Source organism: Streptomyces antarcticus, assembly GCF_026627255.1.
Lineage (GTDB): Bacteria > Actinomycetota > Actinomycetes > Streptomycetales > Streptomycetaceae > Streptomyces > Streptomyces antarcticus.
Window position 1 is genome coordinate 40,204 of record NZ_JAPNLM010000036.1, and the last position, 16,883, is coordinate 57,086.

Annotated in this window: 13 protein-coding genes; 4 read left to right on the forward strand and 9 right to left on the reverse strand. The window is 73.8% G+C overall.

What is annotated here, in order from left to right; genetic code table 11:
* The gene (locus tag OTB16_RS34600) at positions 1–1,497 is read right to left on the reverse strand and encodes a DNA-binding protein NsdB (protein WP_267726249.1); all 1,497 of its coding nucleotides are present in this window, start codon (positions 1,495–1,497) and stop codon (positions 1–3) included.
* A 231-nt stretch (positions 1,498–1,728) separates the two neighbouring features.
* Between OTB16_RS34600 and OTB16_RS34605 the strand changes: the two genes are divergently transcribed.
* Complete coding sequence (locus OTB16_RS34605) at positions 1,729–2,853, forward strand: aminoglycoside phosphotransferase family protein (protein WP_267726250.1); 1,125 nt, start codon at positions 1,729–1,731, stop codon at positions 2,851–2,853.
* A gap of 240 nt (positions 2,854–3,093) precedes the next feature.
* Positions 3,094–4,878, forward strand: a complete 1,785-nt coding sequence (kstD, locus tag OTB16_RS34610) for a 3-oxosteroid 1-dehydrogenase (RefSeq protein ID WP_324290920.1) — start codon at positions 3,094–3,096, stop codon at positions 4,876–4,878.
* Positions 4,879–4,918: 40 nt separating this feature from the next.
* Here the strand turns inward: kstD and OTB16_RS34615 are convergent, their stop codons facing one another.
* The 3 genes from OTB16_RS34615 to OTB16_RS34625 form a co-directional block, all read right to left on the reverse strand.
* Entirely contained in the window at positions 4,919–5,419 is a 501-nt protein-coding gene (locus OTB16_RS34615) for a hypothetical protein (protein WP_267726252.1), read from the reverse strand.
* 403 nt (positions 5,420–5,822) lie between these two features.
* Positions 5,823–8,645 carry an ATP-binding protein gene (locus OTB16_RS34620; protein ID WP_267726254.1) on the reverse strand — a complete coding sequence of 941 codons (2,823 nt, stop codon included), beginning with the start codon at positions 8,643–8,645 and terminating at the stop codon, positions 5,823–5,825.
* A 191-nt stretch (positions 8,646–8,836) separates the two neighbouring features.
* A complete protein-coding gene (locus tag OTB16_RS34625) occupies positions 8,837–9,247 on the reverse strand; it encodes an ACT domain-containing protein (protein ID WP_267726256.1) in 411 nt (136 codons plus the stop codon).
* A 26-nt stretch (positions 9,248–9,273) separates the two neighbouring features.
* Here OTB16_RS34625 and OTB16_RS34630 point away from each other — a divergent pair, with 26 nt between their 5' ends.
* Positions 9,274–9,876, forward strand: a complete 603-nt coding sequence (locus OTB16_RS34630; RefSeq protein ID WP_267726258.1) for a hypothetical protein — start codon at positions 9,274–9,276, stop codon at positions 9,874–9,876.
* A 203-nt stretch (positions 9,877–10,079) separates the two neighbouring features.
* Here the strand turns inward: OTB16_RS34630 and OTB16_RS34635 are convergent, their stop codons facing one another.
* The 5 genes from OTB16_RS34635 to OTB16_RS34655 form a co-directional block, all read right to left on the reverse strand.
* Entirely contained in the window at positions 10,080–10,319 is a 240-nt protein-coding gene (locus OTB16_RS34635) for a DUF397 domain-containing protein (protein ID WP_267726260.1), read from the reverse strand.
* Between the two features lie 121 nt (positions 10,320–10,440).
* Positions 10,441–11,625, reverse strand: coding sequence for a thiolase domain-containing protein (locus tag OTB16_RS34640; protein ID WP_267726262.1), 1,185 nt, complete (start codon positions 11,623–11,625; stop codon positions 10,441–10,443).
* On the reverse strand, positions 11,622–12,689 hold the full coding sequence (locus tag OTB16_RS34645) for a thiolase domain-containing protein (RefSeq protein ID WP_267726264.1): 1,068 nt from the start codon (positions 12,687–12,689) through the stop codon (positions 11,622–11,624). Before OTB16_RS34645 ends, OTB16_RS34640 begins: the two co-directional genes overlap by 4 nt.
* Positions 12,689–13,657 carry a Zn-ribbon domain-containing OB-fold protein gene (locus tag OTB16_RS34650; RefSeq protein WP_267726265.1) on the reverse strand — a complete coding sequence of 323 codons (969 nt, stop codon included), beginning with the start codon at positions 13,655–13,657 and terminating at the stop codon, positions 12,689–12,691. The genes OTB16_RS34645 and OTB16_RS34650 overlap by 1 nt, the downstream gene beginning before the upstream one ends.
* A gap of 350 nt (positions 13,658–14,007) precedes the next feature.
* Complete coding sequence (locus OTB16_RS34655; RefSeq protein ID WP_267726267.1) at positions 14,008–14,808, reverse strand: crotonase/enoyl-CoA hydratase family protein; 801 nt, start codon at positions 14,806–14,808, stop codon at positions 14,008–14,010.
* A gap of 187 nt (positions 14,809–14,995) precedes the next feature.
* On the opposite strand from OTB16_RS34655, the gene OTB16_RS34660 reads away from it, so the two are divergent.
* Positions 14,996–16,633, forward strand: a complete 1,638-nt coding sequence (locus OTB16_RS34660; RefSeq protein ID WP_267726269.1) for an acyl-CoA synthetase — start codon at positions 14,996–14,998, stop codon at positions 16,631–16,633.
* Positions 16,634–16,883 lie beyond the last annotated feature (250 nt).

Here is a 16,883-nt window from a genome sequence, read left to right on the forward strand (position 1 = left end):
CTACACCTCCGTACCGCGCGGGCTGCGCGGCCGGGGGCTGTCGGGGAGGGCCCGCTCGATCTCCTCGCGGAGGTCCTCGATGCGCGCGTACCCGGCGTACTGGCCGGTGAGCCGGTACATCTCGCGCAGCCGGTCCCACGTCCGGTGCGAGGAGGTCTCGTTCATCGAGACCAGGGCGAGCCGGGCGTAGCGGTCCGCCTGTTCCGGATCGTCCGCGATGAAGCAGGCCGAGGCCAGCGAGATGTAGTCGAAGATCTGCGAGCGCTGGTAGCCCTCGCCGCGCAACCGCAGGGCCTCCTTGGCGTGCCGGGCCGCGGCCGGCGCCGCCGAGGCGTCGTGGTCGGCCAGCGTCCGGTACGCCAGGGCCTGCATGCCGTGCAGGTCGGCTTCGTCGAAGTGCTGCATCCAGCTCGGCGGCGGCACGTCGCCCTTGTCGGAGACGAACAGCTCCTCGGCCTCGCCCAGCGTGCGGCGCATGGCCTGGCCCTTGCCCATGGCGGCCTGCGCCCATGCCTCGACGGTGTGCAGCATGGCGCGGGTGCGCGGGAGGGTCTGCTCGCCGGATCCGGACTTGGCCAGCTTCATCAGGTCGAGGGCCTCGTTGGGCTTGCCGAGGTGGACCATCTGGCGGGCGGCCCGGGACAGCGCCTCGCCCGCGCGCGGCCGGTCACCGCCCTCCCGGGCGGCGTGTGCGGCGATGACGAAGTACTTCTGCGCGGTGGGTTCGAGGCCCACGTCGTGGGACATCCAGCCCGCGAGCACGGCCAGGTTGGCCGCGACGCCCCAGAGCCTTCGCTGGAGGTGGTCGGGGTGGTGGTAGGCGAGCATTCCGCCCACCTCGTTGAGCTGGCCCACCACGGCCTTGCGCTGGAGTCCACCGCCTCTGGAGGCGTCCCAGGCGCGGAACACGTCCACCGAGCGCTCCAGGGCCTCGATCTCCTCGGAGCCGATCGGGGCGGCCTCGTAGCGGTCGTAGCTCGCGGGGTCGGCCTGGAAGGCCTCCCCGAAGCCCGCCGCCTGCTTGGCGTGGGCCGGGTCGGTGTGGAGCCAGTCGTGCATGGCGTTGGTGAGGGCGGAGCCGGCGGTGAGCACGGCGCCCGCGCCCATCAGACCGCGTCGGTTGAGCATGAGGTCCATTCCCGTGAATTCGGTGAGGACCGCGGCTGTGCGTTCGGGCGCCCAGGGCATCCCGTCGGGGTTCTCCTGAGCCCCGTCAGGCTGCCGTTTGGTGGTGCGCCGCTGCCGTACGAACCCGAGGTCCTCGATGGTCACGACACGACCGAGCCGCTCGGTGAACAGTGCTGCCAGTACCGTGGGAACCGGTTCGCGCGGGGACTCCCCCGTGTCGATCCAGCGCCGCACCCGTGAGGTGTCGGTGGCCAGCTGGGGGTGGCCCATGGCCGCCGCCTGCCGGTTCACCATCCTCGCGAGTTCGCCCTTGGACCAGCCGGCCAGGCCGAACAGGTCGTTCAAGCGGGTGTTCGGACCTTTGCTCACGTCAAGCCCCCAGGTTCTCGGCTGAGTTGACATTAGCCCGGCGTCAGATGCCCAGCGACTATTCGCCAGGCTTCGCCAGGGCACGCTTCGTGGTCCGCCACCCACGCCCGGGTGTCAGGTAGGAATGCGCCTCCCCGACCCGGTTCACCGGCGGAACTCCCCAGGGTGAAGCACGGGATCCGGCGGGGTGGCGTACGTAAACCGTCGGCGCACGAAGGGATCCGTAACGCCATGTACGCAGCAACGACCTCCGTGTCCGCACCGGTCCGGCCGCACCGCACGCTCCAGGCGGGCGGCGGCCCCTACCTCGAACCCGGCCGCCCGGCCGCCCCGGTGCAGGGCGCCGTACGGGCCCGGCGGCTACCGGGCACCGGATCGCAGCCGCTGAGCGGCAGAATCGACCTCTCGGGGCCGCAGGGCGCGCAACTGCGCACCGCTCTCGCCTCGGTGCAGCGGATCTGTCCGGAGTTCGCGCCCGTACAGGTGCTGCGCCGCAGCGGCCGCTCGGTCCTGCTGGTGGGAACCACCGGACGGATGACCGCCGTCGCGAAGGTCTTACTGGATCACTCGCCAGAATGGCGCGAGCGGTACCGGCACGAAATAGCGGCGTACCGGGCGTTCGTCCGGCACCGCCCGCCGGTCCGGGTGCCGCGGCTGATCGCCGCCGATCCGGAGAACTGCACCCTGGTGGTCGAGCGGATGGCGGGCCGGGTCGCCGCGCTCCAGCGGCATCCGGTGGAGGCCCCGCCGCGGGTCGACCTGCGGGCGGCCCTGGGCGCGGTCTGCCGGGTCAACCAGTGGCGCCCGCCGGCCGATCTGTTCGGGACCCCGCTGAACTACGGGCGGCGGATCGCCCGTGACTACGAACTCGGCCTGCTGACCGACCGGGACCTCGGGGACCTCCAGAAGCTGCTGCACGGCGCGCGGCAGTCGGGCGCCGGGCTGCAGTTCAACCACGGCGACGCCCTGCTGTCGAACCTGCTGCTGTCGCCCGCCGGTCCGGTGCTGCTCGACTGGGAGCACGCGGGCTGGTACCTGCCGGGCTACGACCTGGCGACCCTGTGGACGGTACTGGGCGACGCCCCGGACGCCCGCGCGCAGATCAGCCGGCTCGCCCAGTCCGCCGGTCCGGCCGCGCGGGATGCCTTCCTGGTGAACCTGATGCTGGTGCTGACCCGGGAGATCCGGATGTCCGAGACGGCCATCCAGCGCTCGATGCTGGCGACCTCTCCGGCCCAGCCCCTGCCCGCGGGCGCCCTCTCCTCCGGGGAGGAGCAGCGGCTGCTGCTGCGCCGCCTGCACGACGACGCCGCAATGGCCCGCAGGGCGGTCCGCGCGGCGGTCGGCACCCGCTGACCCGTCCCCACGAACGCGAAGTCCCGCGGCCCCCACCGCCGCGGGACTTCGCTCGTGTGCGTACGGGGGCGGGTTCCCCGCACGTTCGGGCCGGCGGACAGGCGGCCTCCCGCGCGCGGGGGCCGCACGGTCCGCACTGCCGCATGCCTTGACTTCACATGATCCCCCGAACACCTTTTCTGACTCAGCATCAGAAATGTTGGAGCCGGACCTTCCTTCCCTCACCGCTGGAGCCTGCCCATGTCCGCAAGCGCTTCCCGCACCTCCCCCGAAAGCCTCCCCTCGAGACGGACCGTGCTCGCCGGGACGGGCGCCGGGGTGCTCGCCGCGACCGTGCTCCCGGCCGCCGCGGCCAGGGCCGCCGACGGCCCGCCGCTCGGTGAGTACGACGTGGTCGTGGTCGGATCCGGGGCCGCCGGGATGACCGCCGCGCTCACCGCCGCGAAGCGGGGGCTGAGCGTGCTGGTGGTGGAGAAGGCACCTACGTTCGGCGGGTCGGCCGCGCGGTCCGGGGCGGGCATCTGGCTGCCCAACAACTCGGTGATCCTGGGCGCCGGGGTGCCGGACACCCCGCAGAAGGCGGCCACGTACCTCGCTGCGGTGGTGGGGCCCGAGGTCCCGGCCGACCGGCAGGCGGCGTTCCTGTCCAACGGGCCGCGGATGCTGGACTTCGTGATGGCCCACAGCCCCCTGAGGTTCCGCTTCATGGAGGGCTACAGCGACTATTACCCCAACCTGCCGGGCGGCTTGCCGAACGGCCGGTCCATCGAACCGGACCAGCTCGACGGGAACGTCCTGGGGGCCGAACTGGCCCGCCTGAACCCGGCGTACCTGCCGGTGCCGGCCGGAATGGTGGTGTTCAGCCAGGACTACAAGTGGCTGAACCTCGCGGCGGTGAGCGCGAAGGGCCTCGCCGTGTCCACCGAGTGCCTGGCGCGCGGTACGAAGGCGGCATTGCGCGGGGAGAAGCCGCTGACGATGGGGCAGTCCCTGGCGGCGGGCCTGCGGGCCGGACTCCAGCGGGCGGGGGTGCCGGTGTGGCTGAACAGCCCGCTCGTGGACCTCGTCCAGGAGGGCGGCGCGGTCACGGGCGTCGTGGTGGAGAAGGACGGCGTACGGGGCACCGTACGGGCGCGCAAGGGCGTGGTCGTCGGCTCGGGCGGCTTCGAGCACAACGCGCAGATGCGGGCGCAGTACCAGCAGCAGCCGATCGGCACCCAGTGGTCGGTGGGCGCGAAGGAGAACACGGGTGACGGCATCCGGGCCGGGCAGCGGGCCGGGGCGGAGCTCGGGCTGATGGACGACGCGTGGTGGGGGCCGTCGATCCCGCTGCCCGGGGAGCCGTACTTCTGCCTCGCCGAACGGACCCTGCCGGGCGGCCTGATCGTGAACCGCAACGGCGCGCGGTTCGTCAACGAGGCGGCCCCGTACAGCGATGTGGTGCACGTGATGTACGACCGCGACCGGGGCGCGCCGGGCTCGCACATCCCGGCGTGGCTGATCGTGGACCAGCACTACCGCAACAAGTACCTGTTCAAGGACATCCTGCCGACGTTGCCCTTCCCGAACGCGTGGTACGACGCGGGCGCGGCGAAGAAGGCGTGGACGTGGGACGCCCTGGCCGGCCAGATCGGGGTCCCGGCGGCGGCCCTGCGGGCGACGCTGGGCCGGTTCAACGCGCAGGCGTGGACGGGCGACGACGCGGACTTCCACCGGGGGGACACGGCGTACGACCACTACTACACGGACCCGAACGTGCACCCCAACTCGTGCCTGGCGCCGGTCTGGGCGCCCCCGTTCTACGCGTTCAAGATCGTGCCGGGGGACCTGGGCACGAAGGGCGGCATCGTGACGGACGCCCGGGCCCGGGCCCTGCGCGCGGACGGTTCGGTGATCCGGGGCCTGTACGCGGCGGGCAACGCGAGCGCGGCCGTGATGGGCCACAGCTATGCGGGGGCAGGGTCCACGATCGGTCCGGCGATGACGTTCGGCTACGTGGCGGCGAACGACATCGCGGACGCGTGACGCGGAGGTACGGGTAGCGCTCCGGCTCGGCCCGGAGTGCCTAGCCCTGCTGGAAGAGCTCGGCGGGGAGCGGCTTCAGGAGGGCGTAGAGGTCATCGGTGATCGGGCGGTCCCAGCTGGCGATGGTGACCAGCACGTTGTCACTGCGGTCGAACTGCACGCAGGAGATGCGGGACTCCGACAGCTTGACCTTCCGGACGATGAGGAGGTTGTCGCCCTGCATGACGGGGCAGTCCTCGGCGCCGGTGACCTCGACTTCCTCGTCGTTCTCGAGCGCGTCGAGGAGCTGGGCCACCTCGAAGGGGACCTGGCCCTCGGAGAGGTCCCGGGCGGGAGAGCCCTCGGGAAGGTTGCCGATGATCATCGCGGGGCCGCGTCCGCCGAACAGGTCGTAGCGGAGGAAGACCCCCTGACAGCTGCCGTCGGGCGCGGGCAGCAGCCCGGCCCCGAGGTTGCCCGGCCAGTCCCCCGGGTCCATGGCGAGGACGTCGAAGTCCGGGCCGGCGGGTGTGGCGGCGCGGTGGCGGCGGAGGAAGGACATGCCGCCATGGTACGTGGCCGGAGGAGTTTTCCGGCCCCGGGCCCTCCATCCCGCCCGCCCGGACCCCGTGCCCCGCCCGGCCCGCCGGGGTGGGGCCGCGGACGTCGGCCCGCGCACCCCGGCGGCAGGTGGGCGGCCGGCACCCGGCCCGCCGGGACCGCTGCCGGGCGGGCGGATGCGGTCGAGCGGGCGGCGGGCGGATGCGGGCAGGTCCCGCGCGCGGGCGGATCCGTACCGGTACCCGCGCGGGCGGATCCGTACCGGTGCCCGCCTACGGGCCGCGGCTCAGCGCCGCGGCCCCTCGTGCCCCGGACCGGCACCGACCCCGGCACCGACCCCGGTCCGGCGGGTCCCCCCTTGCCGCCGCCCGCGATTGCGCCCGGGCATCCGTACCCCGGGAGCCTCACTCCGCGGTACGGGTGTACGCCTCCAGTGCGGCGCGCAGGCCGGCGCGGTCCGTGCCCAGCTTGCGGCAGACCGCCGACAGGGCCGGGTCGGGGGCCCGCCCCCGGTCGGCGCCGGGGTGGGTTCCGTCCTCCCGGGCCGCGTCCTGCGCCGCCCGGAGTTCCTCATCGGTCGGCTCGTCCTGCCAGGACGACGCGCACGGCAGGGCCCCGCCCAGCGCGAGCAGGGTCGCGGCGGTCTCCGCGGCGAGGCCGTCGGCGCCGCAGTCCCGGGCCGTGACGACGGCCTGGGTCAGCAGGTCCCGGTCCCGCAGCTCGGTGCCCGCGGCGGCCAGGACGCGGGCGAGTTCGTATCCGGCGGGGGAAGCGGACAGCAGGGCCACGGACTCCCGCAGGAGTTCCGGCCGGTCCTCGGGGGCCGCGACCTCCGCCGCCACCCGCAGGGCCTGTCCGATGCCCGAGGGGGCGCCGAAGGCGCGGGCCCGCCGCACGGCGTCGGCGGCCAGGTCGCGCGCCCGCCAGGGGTCGTCGGCGGCCACCGCGCGGGCCAGGTGCAGCTGCCAGGGACACCAGGCCGGGTTCTGGATGCCGCGCGGGGTCAGCCGCCGGTCCACCGCTTCCAGCTCGATGACGGCCGCTTTCGCGTCTCCGCGGGCGAGGAGCAGTTCGGCGTAGACGGTCTGGGAGTCGGGGAAGACGACGGCCGCCGGGAAGGGCTTGCCGTAGTCGTGCTCCCGGGCCAGCTCCCAGGCCTCGTCGGTCTTCCCGCGCGCGAGCAGGGTGGTGACGAGGATGGCGATGGCGTACCAGTGCACGGGCGTACGGCGGCCCACGCGCTCGGCGAGGCGCAGCCCGGCCCGGGCCAGCTCCTCGGCCTCGGCCAGTCTCCCGCGGCGGTAGCGGACGTAGCCGCGCAGGCTCTGCGCGAAGGACAGGTGCGCCCCGCGCCAGCCCTGCCGTTCGAACTCGGCGGTGCCCGCGGCGAACAGCTCCTCCGCCTTCCACGGCCGGTCGGCGTACAGGTGGACCATGGCCGTGAGCACCGGGACCTCGAAGCCCCGGTCGGCGTACGCCCAGCTGAAGGGCTCCCGCAGGACCCGCCCGGCGTGGTGCAGGACCACGTCGATGGGCTCGCCGCGCAGACAGGCGTCCCAGGCGCGCAGCCCGATGACGTACCGCTCCGTGAGGTCGCGGCCGGTGAGCCGGTCGGCGAGCTTCGCCAGCCGCCGGGAGCGGGCCGGGGAGTCGGGCTCGGCGGCGTTGAAGGCGTCCCACATGAACTGCTCGGACTGCAGGCGCAGCCGCGCGCGGGCGTCGTGGGTCTGCGGGATCTCGCGGGCCAGCAGTTCGGAGGCCTCGAAGAGGTGGTCGCTGTGGGCGAGCACCTGGGCGAGGCGGGCGACGATGCCCTGGCGCAGGGCCGGGTCGTCGAAGGGTTCGGCGAGGGCGGCCCTGAGGTGGTTGACGGTGTTGGCCGGTTCGGTGAGCAGGGAGGCGCAGCCGAGTTCATACAGGACGGCGGCGCGCTCCTCGAAGCCGGGGGGCTCGCGCAGGGCGCGGGCGAGCTGCCGGCGGGCGGCTTCGGGCGCGCCGGCGCGGAGGTTCTCGGCGGCGGCCTGGCGCAGGGTCCGCACCACCCACGGGTCGCCCTCGGGGTGGGCCTCCAGGAGGTGGCGGGCGGCGGCGGAGGAGCCGAGCCCGGCGTCGATGACGGCGACGGCGGTCTTGCCGTGCAGCGCGACCCGGAGGGCGTCGGGGATGGCGCGGTAGATGGCGGTGGCGATGAGCGGGTGGACGAACTCCAGTCCGGCGTCCGGTCCTTCGTTGGCGGCCGACAGGATGCGGGCGTCGCGCAGCCGGCCGGTGGCGTCGACGGCCTCCTCGGTGCCGAGGGCGGCGACGCGGGCGGCGAGTTCGCCCGGGATGTCGGTGCCGAGGACGGCGCAGGCCCAGGCGAAGCGGACGGTCGAGGGGCCGAGGCGTTCCAGGCGGGCGACGAGGCCGCTGCCGCGCTGTGCGGCGGCGAGGTCGCGCAGGAGCGGGGCGTTGGCCTCGATCGGGAGGAGTCCCTTCTCCCGTACCTTGGCGGCGAGTTCGACGGCTTCGAAGGGGTTGCCGGTGGTGACGACCCAGGCTTCCCGGCAGAAGGCGTCCTCGGCGTGGTCGCCGAGCGATTCGCGGACCAGCGCGGTGACGGCGGCCGGGGTGAGCGGGGCGAGGGACCGCGGGCGCTGTCCCGCCCGGCCGGGCAGCGTGCGGAAGGCGTCGGCGTGCGCGGGCAGTTCGTCGGGCCGGTAGGCGACGACGAGGAGCAGCGGGAGGTGTTCGGCGCGCGGGGCGTAGGCGGCGAGCCAGCCGAGGGATTCGGGATCGGCCCAGTGGGCGTCGTCGAGGACGAGGACGACCGGGGCCTGCTGGACGACGAGGTGGGTCAGGACCCAGTCGAGGCCGTCGCGCAGGCCCTGGGGGTCGGGCGGGGCGACCTGTTCGGGGGCGCACAGTCCGAGGGCGGGCCCGACGATGGCGTACCAGCTGCCGAGGGACGCGCGGAGCGCGTCCTCGGGGGTGCCGGCGAGCTGGGGCTGGATGAGCTGGCGGGCGACGTGGAAGGGCTGGCTCTGCTCCTGTTCGCCGCCGCGGGCGGAGAGGACGGTGCAGGAGCGGGCGTGGGCGCGGCGGCGCAGTTCGGAGAGGAGGGTGGTCTTCCCGAGGCCGGCCGGGCCGGAGAAGGCGAGCAGGGCGCCGCGGGTGCCGGGGCCGGCTCCGGTGAGCTGGTCCAGTGCGTCGTCCACGGTGCCGAGTTCGGCTTCGCGCTCGATCATCGTGCGCCGTGTGCGGGTCCGGCGTTCCGTCATGGCGGGTACCCCCAGGCCTGTTCGGGGCCTCAGCGTACGCCCGCGCGGAGCGGGAGGGAGCCCGCTCCGCGAAAGAATCCGATCTTCGTTTCGCGGCCCGGTCCGGGGGGCGGGGACCTTCGTGTGCCGGGGGTGCCCGGCCCGTGCCGGGCGGGCTGTCAGTCCTCGGCGGAACGCGCCGCGAGGGCTTCGAGGACCGTCACGGCCTCGGCGGCCCGGTCGGCGGCCACGAAGAGGTGGTCGTGGTGGTAGCCGGCGATGACGTTGCAGCTCAGGCCGTGTGCGCCGAGCTCCGTGGCGAAGGCGGCGGTGAGGCCGACGGCGTCGAGGGCGGAGTGGACGCGCAGGGTGATCCATCCGGCCGTGTAGTCGTATGCGAGGCCGGCCGCGTCGGCGTCCTCGCGGCGCAGTACCAGCGTGAGCCCCTCGGGTTCCAGGACGGTGGCGACGGGGGTGATCCCGGCCGGGACGGGGGCAGTGGCGGGGATCGTGCAGAAGGCGTAGTGGCCCTCGTTCAGTTCGGGTCGCATGCCGCTCAGCAGTTTCCGCAGGTCGCTCTCTCCAGCCATGGCGCCACCCTACCTATCATGCCGATATGCCCGATTCGGCGCCCCCGGCGGAGAGCGTGCGGGGCGAGTGGCACGCATCCGGGCTGGAGCTGCTCTTCGACCTGACGGCGGTGGCGGGAGCGCCACCGTCCGCTGCCCCGGCCGGTCGCGGTCCGGGTGGACGCGCCTACGGGGTCGGCGCCGGCGCCTTCGTCCTGCTGCTCCAGCTGTGGTCGCTGTCGCTGCGCAACGGGGCGTTCGGAGTCCCGCTGCTGTCGGTGGACGCCCTCCCGGTCCGCCTGGTCCTGCCGCTGCACTGCTTCACGGCCGGCTCGGTGGCGGCGCTCGCGGCCGCGCTCGGCGACTCGGCGGCCGACGCGGAGGGCGCGGTCCCGGACGCGGTGCGGTGGCTGCTGTGCGGGATCCTCTGGATGTACCTGCTGATCGCGGGCTCGGCGGCGCTGTGCTCGGGGCGCGGCGCGGGCCGTGCGCTGTTCCCGGTGGGCCCGGCGCCGACCGTGGTCGCGGCGCTGGGCGCGGCGGGGGGCGGCTGGGGTCCGGTGGAACTGGTGTGGGTGCTGCTCCTGGCCCTGCGGTGGCCGCTCCTGGCGGAGCGGAGCCGGCCCGCTCCGGCGGCGGTGCGCCCGTAGTCGCCTGCCGGGGCGGGCACGTCCGCACGCCTGGCGGCGCGGGTGCCTCCGTCCGTACGCCTGGCGGCGCGGGCGCGCCCGTACGTACGGCTGCCCGTCCGGCGGGGCCGAGCGCGGCACCGCCGTCGGCGGCCACCGGGGCTGCGGCTCCGCGCCCCGGTGGTGCGCCGCGTCCGTACGGTCCGGGCAGGCCGACCGGCCGACTACGTGAGGTCGAACTCCCCGCCCCGCGCGTCCAGGACGAACTTGCGCCACTCGTCCGGCGCGAAGATCAGCGAGGGGCTCTCGGGGCGGTCTCCGTTGCGCATCGCGATGAAGCCCTCGACGAAGGCGATCTGGACGTCACCCGCTCCCCGGCTGGTCGACCGCCACTGCGCCTCGGTGAGATCGAGGTCCGGCTTGCCCCAGCCGGCCAGGGGCTGCGAAGTCATGCTCTCGGCCACGTGCGTGCTCCTCCCGGTACGTCGTCCGGGGGCCAGGTTATCCACCGCCGGGGGTGCCGCACAGGCCACGGTGCGTCACCCGTGACCGGTCCGGCACTCCCCGCGCGCCTTCCGGCCGCGCTCAGGAGGGCGGCTCCTCCGCTCCCACCAGCCACATCGCGAAGAACTGCGCGCCGCCGCCGTACGCGTGTCCGACCGCCCGGCGGGCGTCCGGAACCTGGTGCTCCCCGGCCTGTCCGCGCACCTGCAGCGCCGCCTCCGCGAAGCGGATCATGCCGGAGGCCCCGATCGGGTTGGTGGACAGCACCCCGCCGGACGGGTTCACCGGGAGGTCGCCGTCGAGTTCGGTGACCCCGGCCTCGGTGAGCTTCCAGCCCTCGCCCTCGTCCGCGAAGCCGAGGTTCTCCAGCCACATCGGCTCGTACCAGGAGAACGGCACGTACATCTCGACCGCGTCGATCTCCCGGCGCGGATCGGTGATCCCCGCCTGCCGGTAGACGTCCGCGGCGCAGTCCTTGCCCGCCTGCGGGGACACGAAGTCCTTCCCGGCGAACAGCGTGGGCTCGCTGCGCATCGCCCCGCCGTGCACCCAGGCAGGCGGCCTCGGCGAACGGGCCGCTCCGGCGCGGTCGGTGAGGATCATCGCGCAGGCGCCGTCCGAGGAGGGGCAGGTCTCGGAGTACCGGATCGGGTCCCACAGCATCGGCGACGCCTGGACCTTCTCCAGGGTGATGTCGTGCTCGTGCAGGTGGGCGTACGGGTTCTTCAGCGCGTTGCGGCGGTCCTTGTACGCCACCAGGGAGCCCACGGTGTCGGGCGCGCCGGTGCGCCGCATGTACGCGCGCACGTGCGGGGCGAAGAAGCCGCCAGCTCCGGCGAGCAGCGGCTGCTGGAAGGGGACGGGCAGCGACAGCCCCCACATGGCGTTGGATTCGGACTGCTTCTCGAAGGCGAGGGTCAGGACCGTGCGGTGGACGCGGGCCGCGACCAGGTTGGCGGCGACGAGGGCGGTGGAGCCGCCGACCGAACCGGCCGTGTGGACACGGAGCATGGGCTTGCCGACCGCGCCGAGGGCGTCCGCCAGGTATAGCTCGGGCATCATCACCCCCTCGAAGAAGTCGGGGGCCTTGCCGATGACGACCGCGTCGATGTCCGCCCAGGTCAGCTCGGCGTCCGCGAGGGCGCGGCTCGCGGCCTCCCGGACCAGTCCGGCGATGGAGACGTCGTGCCGGGCGGCGACGTGCTTGGTCTGGCCGATCCCGACGACGGCCACCGGTTCCTTGCCCGTCGTACTCGTCGCACTCAACGGGGGTCCCCTTCCAGGACGGCGACCAGGTTCTGCTGGAGGCAGGGGCCGGAGGTCGCGTGGGCGACGGCCCGGTCGGACTCGCCGCGGTGGATGCGGGCCGCCGCCTCGCCGATCCGGATCAGTCCGGCGGCCATGACCGGGTTGGCGGCGAGGGCGCCGCCGGAGGGGTTGACGGCCACGCCGTCGCCGAGGCCGAGCGCCTTGCGGAGCACGACCTCCTGGGAGGAGAACGGCGCGTGCAGTTCTGCCGTGTCCACGGGCCCCTCGAAGACGCCCGCCTGCTCGGCGGCGATCCGGGTGGACGGGGAGTCGGTGAGGTCGCGCAGGCCCAGGCCGTGGGCCTCGATGCGGTGGTCGATGCCGGTGATCCAGGCGGGCCGGCCGCACAGCCGCCGCGCCGTGTCCCCCGCGGCCAGGATCACCGCGGCGGCGCCGTCGCCGATCGGCGGGCAGTCGCCGGTGCGCAGCGGGGCCACCAGGTAGTCGCCCTGGGGGACGGTGCCGGTGAGCTGGGCGTGCGGGTTGGCGGCGGCGTCGGCGCGGCTGCGGGCGCCGATGGCGGCCAGCGCCTCCTCGTCGGTCTCCCCCGCGTCGACGAGCGCCTGGGCCTGGAGGGCGGCGAGGGCCACCGAGTCGGGCCAGAGCGGGGCGAGGTAGTACGGGTCGAGCTGGCGGGTGAGGACGTCTCGCACCGAGCCGGGCGAGGACTTCCCGTAGCCGTAGACGAGCGCGGTGTCGGCCTCGCCGGTCTGGATCTTCACCCAGGCCTCGTACAGGGCCCAGGCGCCGTCCATCTCGACGTGCGACTCGGAGATCGGCGGCCAGGCGCCGACTCCGTCGAGGGTCATCGTGAAGGAGAAGGCCCGGCCGGCGAGGTAGTCGCTGGAGCCGGAGCAGGTGAAGCCGATCTCGCCGGCCTTCAGTCCGGTCTGGGCCAGGACCTGGTGCAGCACCGGCATGACCATCTCGACTTCGCTGAGCTCGTCGGTGCGGCGCAGGTGGTCGCTCTGCGCGAAGGCGACGACGGCGACTTCCCGTGCGTGCCTGCTCGTCCTGGCCATCAGATGAGCTCCTTGTACGCGTCGTAGTCCGCGTCCGGCTCGCCGGTGGGGCGGTAGTGGTCGGGGTGGCGGCCGCCTTCGGTCCACACCGGTTCGACGCGCAGCCCCATGCGGACCTGGTCGTACGGGATGCCACCGATCCGGCCGTGGAGGGCGAGGCCGGCACCGTCGAGGGCGATGTGGGCGTAGACGTAGGGGACTTCGATGTCGAGGTTCCGCGCCTTGATGTTGACGATGCAGTAGGTGGTGACGGTCCCGGCGGGGCCGACCTCCACCTGGTCGGTGGTGGCGACGCCGCAGGTGGGGCAGGCGCCGCGGGGCGGGACGTAGACCTTGCGGCAGGAGGGGCAGCGCTCGCCGACGGTCTTGCGTTCGGCGAGGGCGTTGATGTAGGCGGTCTGGGCACGGCCGGGGCTGTACGTGTAGTCCAGGCGGGCTTCGGCGACGATCCCGGTGACGGCGTCGGCGAACACCCCGTCGTGCGGGGCGGCTCCGGCGTCCGCGGCGTCCGCGGCGCCCTCGTGGGGCTCGAAGCAGGCGATGTCGGTGATGGCCCCGATGCGGTCGGCGGCCCACCGCACCCGTACCCGCATGCCGGTGCGCACGGCTGCGGGGCCGGGGGCGTCGAGGGCGTGCAGGATCGCGGTGTCCGCGCCGTCGAGGGTGACGAGGACCCAGGCGAAGGGGGTGGCGAGGGGCTGGTTCGGGCGGGGGGCGGGGTTCCACGCCCAGGTGGTGACGGTGCCGGTGGCGGCGACCTCGACGAGGTCGCGGATCTCCTCGGCGGTGACGGGGTCGTACTCGGTCGGCGGGACCATCACCTTGCCGTCGGAGGTCCGCACGCCGAGCACGACGCCTTCGCGAAGGCCGGTGAGGAAGGCGCTCTGGACGGGCCCGAGGGAACGGGTGAAGGGGAACTCGACGACGAGGGGCGCGCGGAGCACGTCGGGTGGGGAGGCGGCTGTCATGGCGGGCAACTCCGATGCGGTTGGTTCCGGTACGGACGGACGACGAACGCGAACCTCGGCCGGACGGCCGGCCCCGGACCCCGGCCGGCGCCCGAGGGCGGGGGCGAGCACCGGGCCCTCACTCGTGTGAGGCCAGGGACCACCTCCAGCCCCGCCGGCGTTTGAGGCGCGGGGTCCGGGGCGGCGCCCCGGTCCTGAGCCCCGGCGGGGATCGAGGCAGGGTCCGGCTGGGGGCCCGGCGGCGGCCCCGGCCGAGCCGTGAGGGGTCCGGGGCGCCGCCCCGACGGGCCCCGGCGGGGGCCGGGAGACGGGCGCGAACCCGTAGCGGGAGCGAAGCGGCGGGGCCCGGACTACTCGCGGCGGTACACCGCGGGCCGCTTCTCCGCGAAGGCCCGCGCCCCCTCCTTGGCGTCGGTCGTGTCGAAGACCGGCCACCCCCGCAGCAGTTCCGCCGCCAGACCCTCCCGCTCGGTCATCTCGGCGGTCTCGTACACGGAGGCCTTCACCGCCTCCACTGCCAGCGGCCCGCACGCGTTGATCCGCTCGGCGATCTCCAGCGCCGCCGCCAGCGCCGTGCCGTCGGGCACCACCTGCCCGACGAGTCCGATCCGGGCCGCCTCGGCCGCCGCGTACGGGCGCCCCGTGAGCAGCATCTCCAGGGCGTGCGTGCGCGGGATCTGGCGGGGCAGCCGCACCGTGGAGCCGCCGATGGGGAAGAGCCCCCGTTTGACCTCGAAGAGCCCGAAGGTGGCGCTCTCGCCCGCGACCCGGATGTCGGTGCCCTGCAGGATCTCGGTCCCGCCGGCCACGCAGTAGCCCTCCACCGCCGCGATGACCGGCTTGCGCGGCCGGTGGTGGCGGAGCATCGCCTTCCAGTGCAGGTCGGGGTCGGCCCGGAGGCGGTCCCGGTACTGGTCGCCCGCCATGCCCTTACCGGCGAGCGCCTTGAGGTCCATGCCGGCGCAGAAGTCGCCGCCGGCCCCCGTCAGCACCACCGAGCGGATCCCGTCGTCGGCGTCCGCCTCCAGCCAGCCGTCGTACAGCCCCACCAGCAGCGGCAGCGAGAGCGCGTTCTTCGCCTCGGGCCTGTTCATGGTGAGCACCAGCGTGGCGCCGTGCCGTTCCACGGTCAGGTGTTCTGTCCCACCCATTGCCGTCCTCCCGTCTCAAGACCTAGAACAGGTTGCAGTAGGGGCGAGTGCAGTTCAATAGTTTTCTGACACTCAGTCAGTTTTCTTGGACGGCTCCCTTCCCACTTGCGGTGGGCGGCGCTCTAATGGCCGCCGAGCAGACCAGCCATGGGTCCGGCCATGGGAACTGTCAGGGTCAGGAGGAACGGTGGAGTACAACCTTGCCGACCTGTTCGAGTCGGTCGTGGACGTGGTCCCGGACCGCGAGGCCCTCGTGTACGTGGACCACCCGGGGACCGGCTCCGAGCGCCGCCTCACGTACGCGGAGCTGGACGCGGCGGCGAACCGCATCGCGCACCACCTGCTGGACAGCGGGCTGATGGCCGGCGAGCACCTGGGCCTGCACCTCTACAACGGGGTCGAGTACCTGCAGACCGTGCTGGCCTGCCTGAAGGCCAGACTGGTACCGGTGAACGTCAACTACCGCTATGTCGAGGAGGAACTGGTCTACCTCTACAACGACGCCGACCTCGCCGCCCTCGTCTTCGAGGGCGAGTTCACCGCACGCGTCGCGGCCGCGCTGCCGCAGACCCCGGGGCTCCGCCACCTGATCCGGGTGGGCGCGGCCCCCGGGGACGCCCCGGAGCCGCCGATCGCGCCGGTCGCGTACGCGGACGCCGAGGCGTCCGGCTCGCCCGAGCGCGGATTCCCGGCCCGCAGCGCCGACGACCTCTTCATCATCTACACCGGCGGCACGACCGGGATGCCCAAGGGCGTGATGTGGCGGGCGGAGGACCTCTTCTTCGCGGGGCTGTTCGGCGGCGAGCCAACGGGCGAGCCGGTGAAGCGGCCGGAGGAACTGGCCGAGCGGGTGGCCGCGCGCGGCGCCGGGCTCACCTTCTTCCCCGCTCCCCCGCTGATGCACGGCACCTCGACCCTGACCTCGTTCATCGCGTTCAACTACGGCCAGCGGGTGGTCATCCACCGCAAGTACGCGCCGGAGGAGGTGCTCCGGACCATCGAGAAGGAGAAGGTCTCCAGCGTGTCCCTGGTGGGCGACGCGATGCTCAGGCCCCTCATAGACGCCCTGAACGGCCCCCTGAAGGGGACGGACCTGTCCTCGCTGTTCAGCGTCTCCTCGTCCGGCGCGATCATGTCGGAGACGGTGCGCGCGGAGTTCCAGCGGCTGGTCCCGAACGTGATGCTCCTGAACAACTTCGGGTCGTCCGAGTCCGGGTCGAACGGCCGGGCCACGGACGACTCGGGCCCGGAGAAGGGCTTCCGGCTGGAGGTCAACGAGCGTACGCAGGTGGTCGATCCGGTGACCTACGAGCCCGTCCCGGTGGGCGTGCCGGGCCGGCTGGCGCAGCGCGGCCACGTCCCGCTGGGCTACTACAACGACCCGGCGAAGACCGCCGAGACCTTCTTCAGGAAGGGCGCGGAGCGCTGGGTGCTGCTCGGCGACATGGCGACCGTGGACGAGGCGGGCATCGTGACGGTCCTCGGGCGCGGCTCGCAGTGCATCAACACGGGCGGCGAGAAGGTCTACCCGGAAGAGGTCGAACAGGCGCTGAAGTCCCATCCGGACGTGTACGACGCCCTGGTCGCGGGCGTCTCCGATCCGACGTGGGGCAGCCACGTGGCCGCGGTGGTCCAGGTCCGGGCGGGCGCGCCGGTCCCGAGCCTGGACGAGATCCAGAGCCACTGCCGCACGAAGCTGGCCGGGTACAAGATCCCGCGCCAGCTGGTCATCGCCCCCGCCATCCAGCGCTCGCCCAGCGGCAAGGCGGACTACCGGTGGGCGAAGTCGGTGGCGACGGAGGCGGATTCCGCACCGGCGGGGTGACCGCGGCCGCGTCCCGCGGAGCGGACCACAGGACGTGACGCGCCCGGGCCGGCCGGTGGACCGGCCCGCCCGGGCGACGACGGCTCTGACCGCACGCGCTGACGGGGGAGGCCGCGGACGTCTCTAGTGCGTTGTCCACGAACGTTCGCCGGGCTGGGTGACCGGGCGGTTGGTGTTCGGGATGCTGGTTCTGTCAGCCTCACTCTCGATGGCAACATGTTCGCTGTTGAGGGTGGGGTCGTGGATGGCA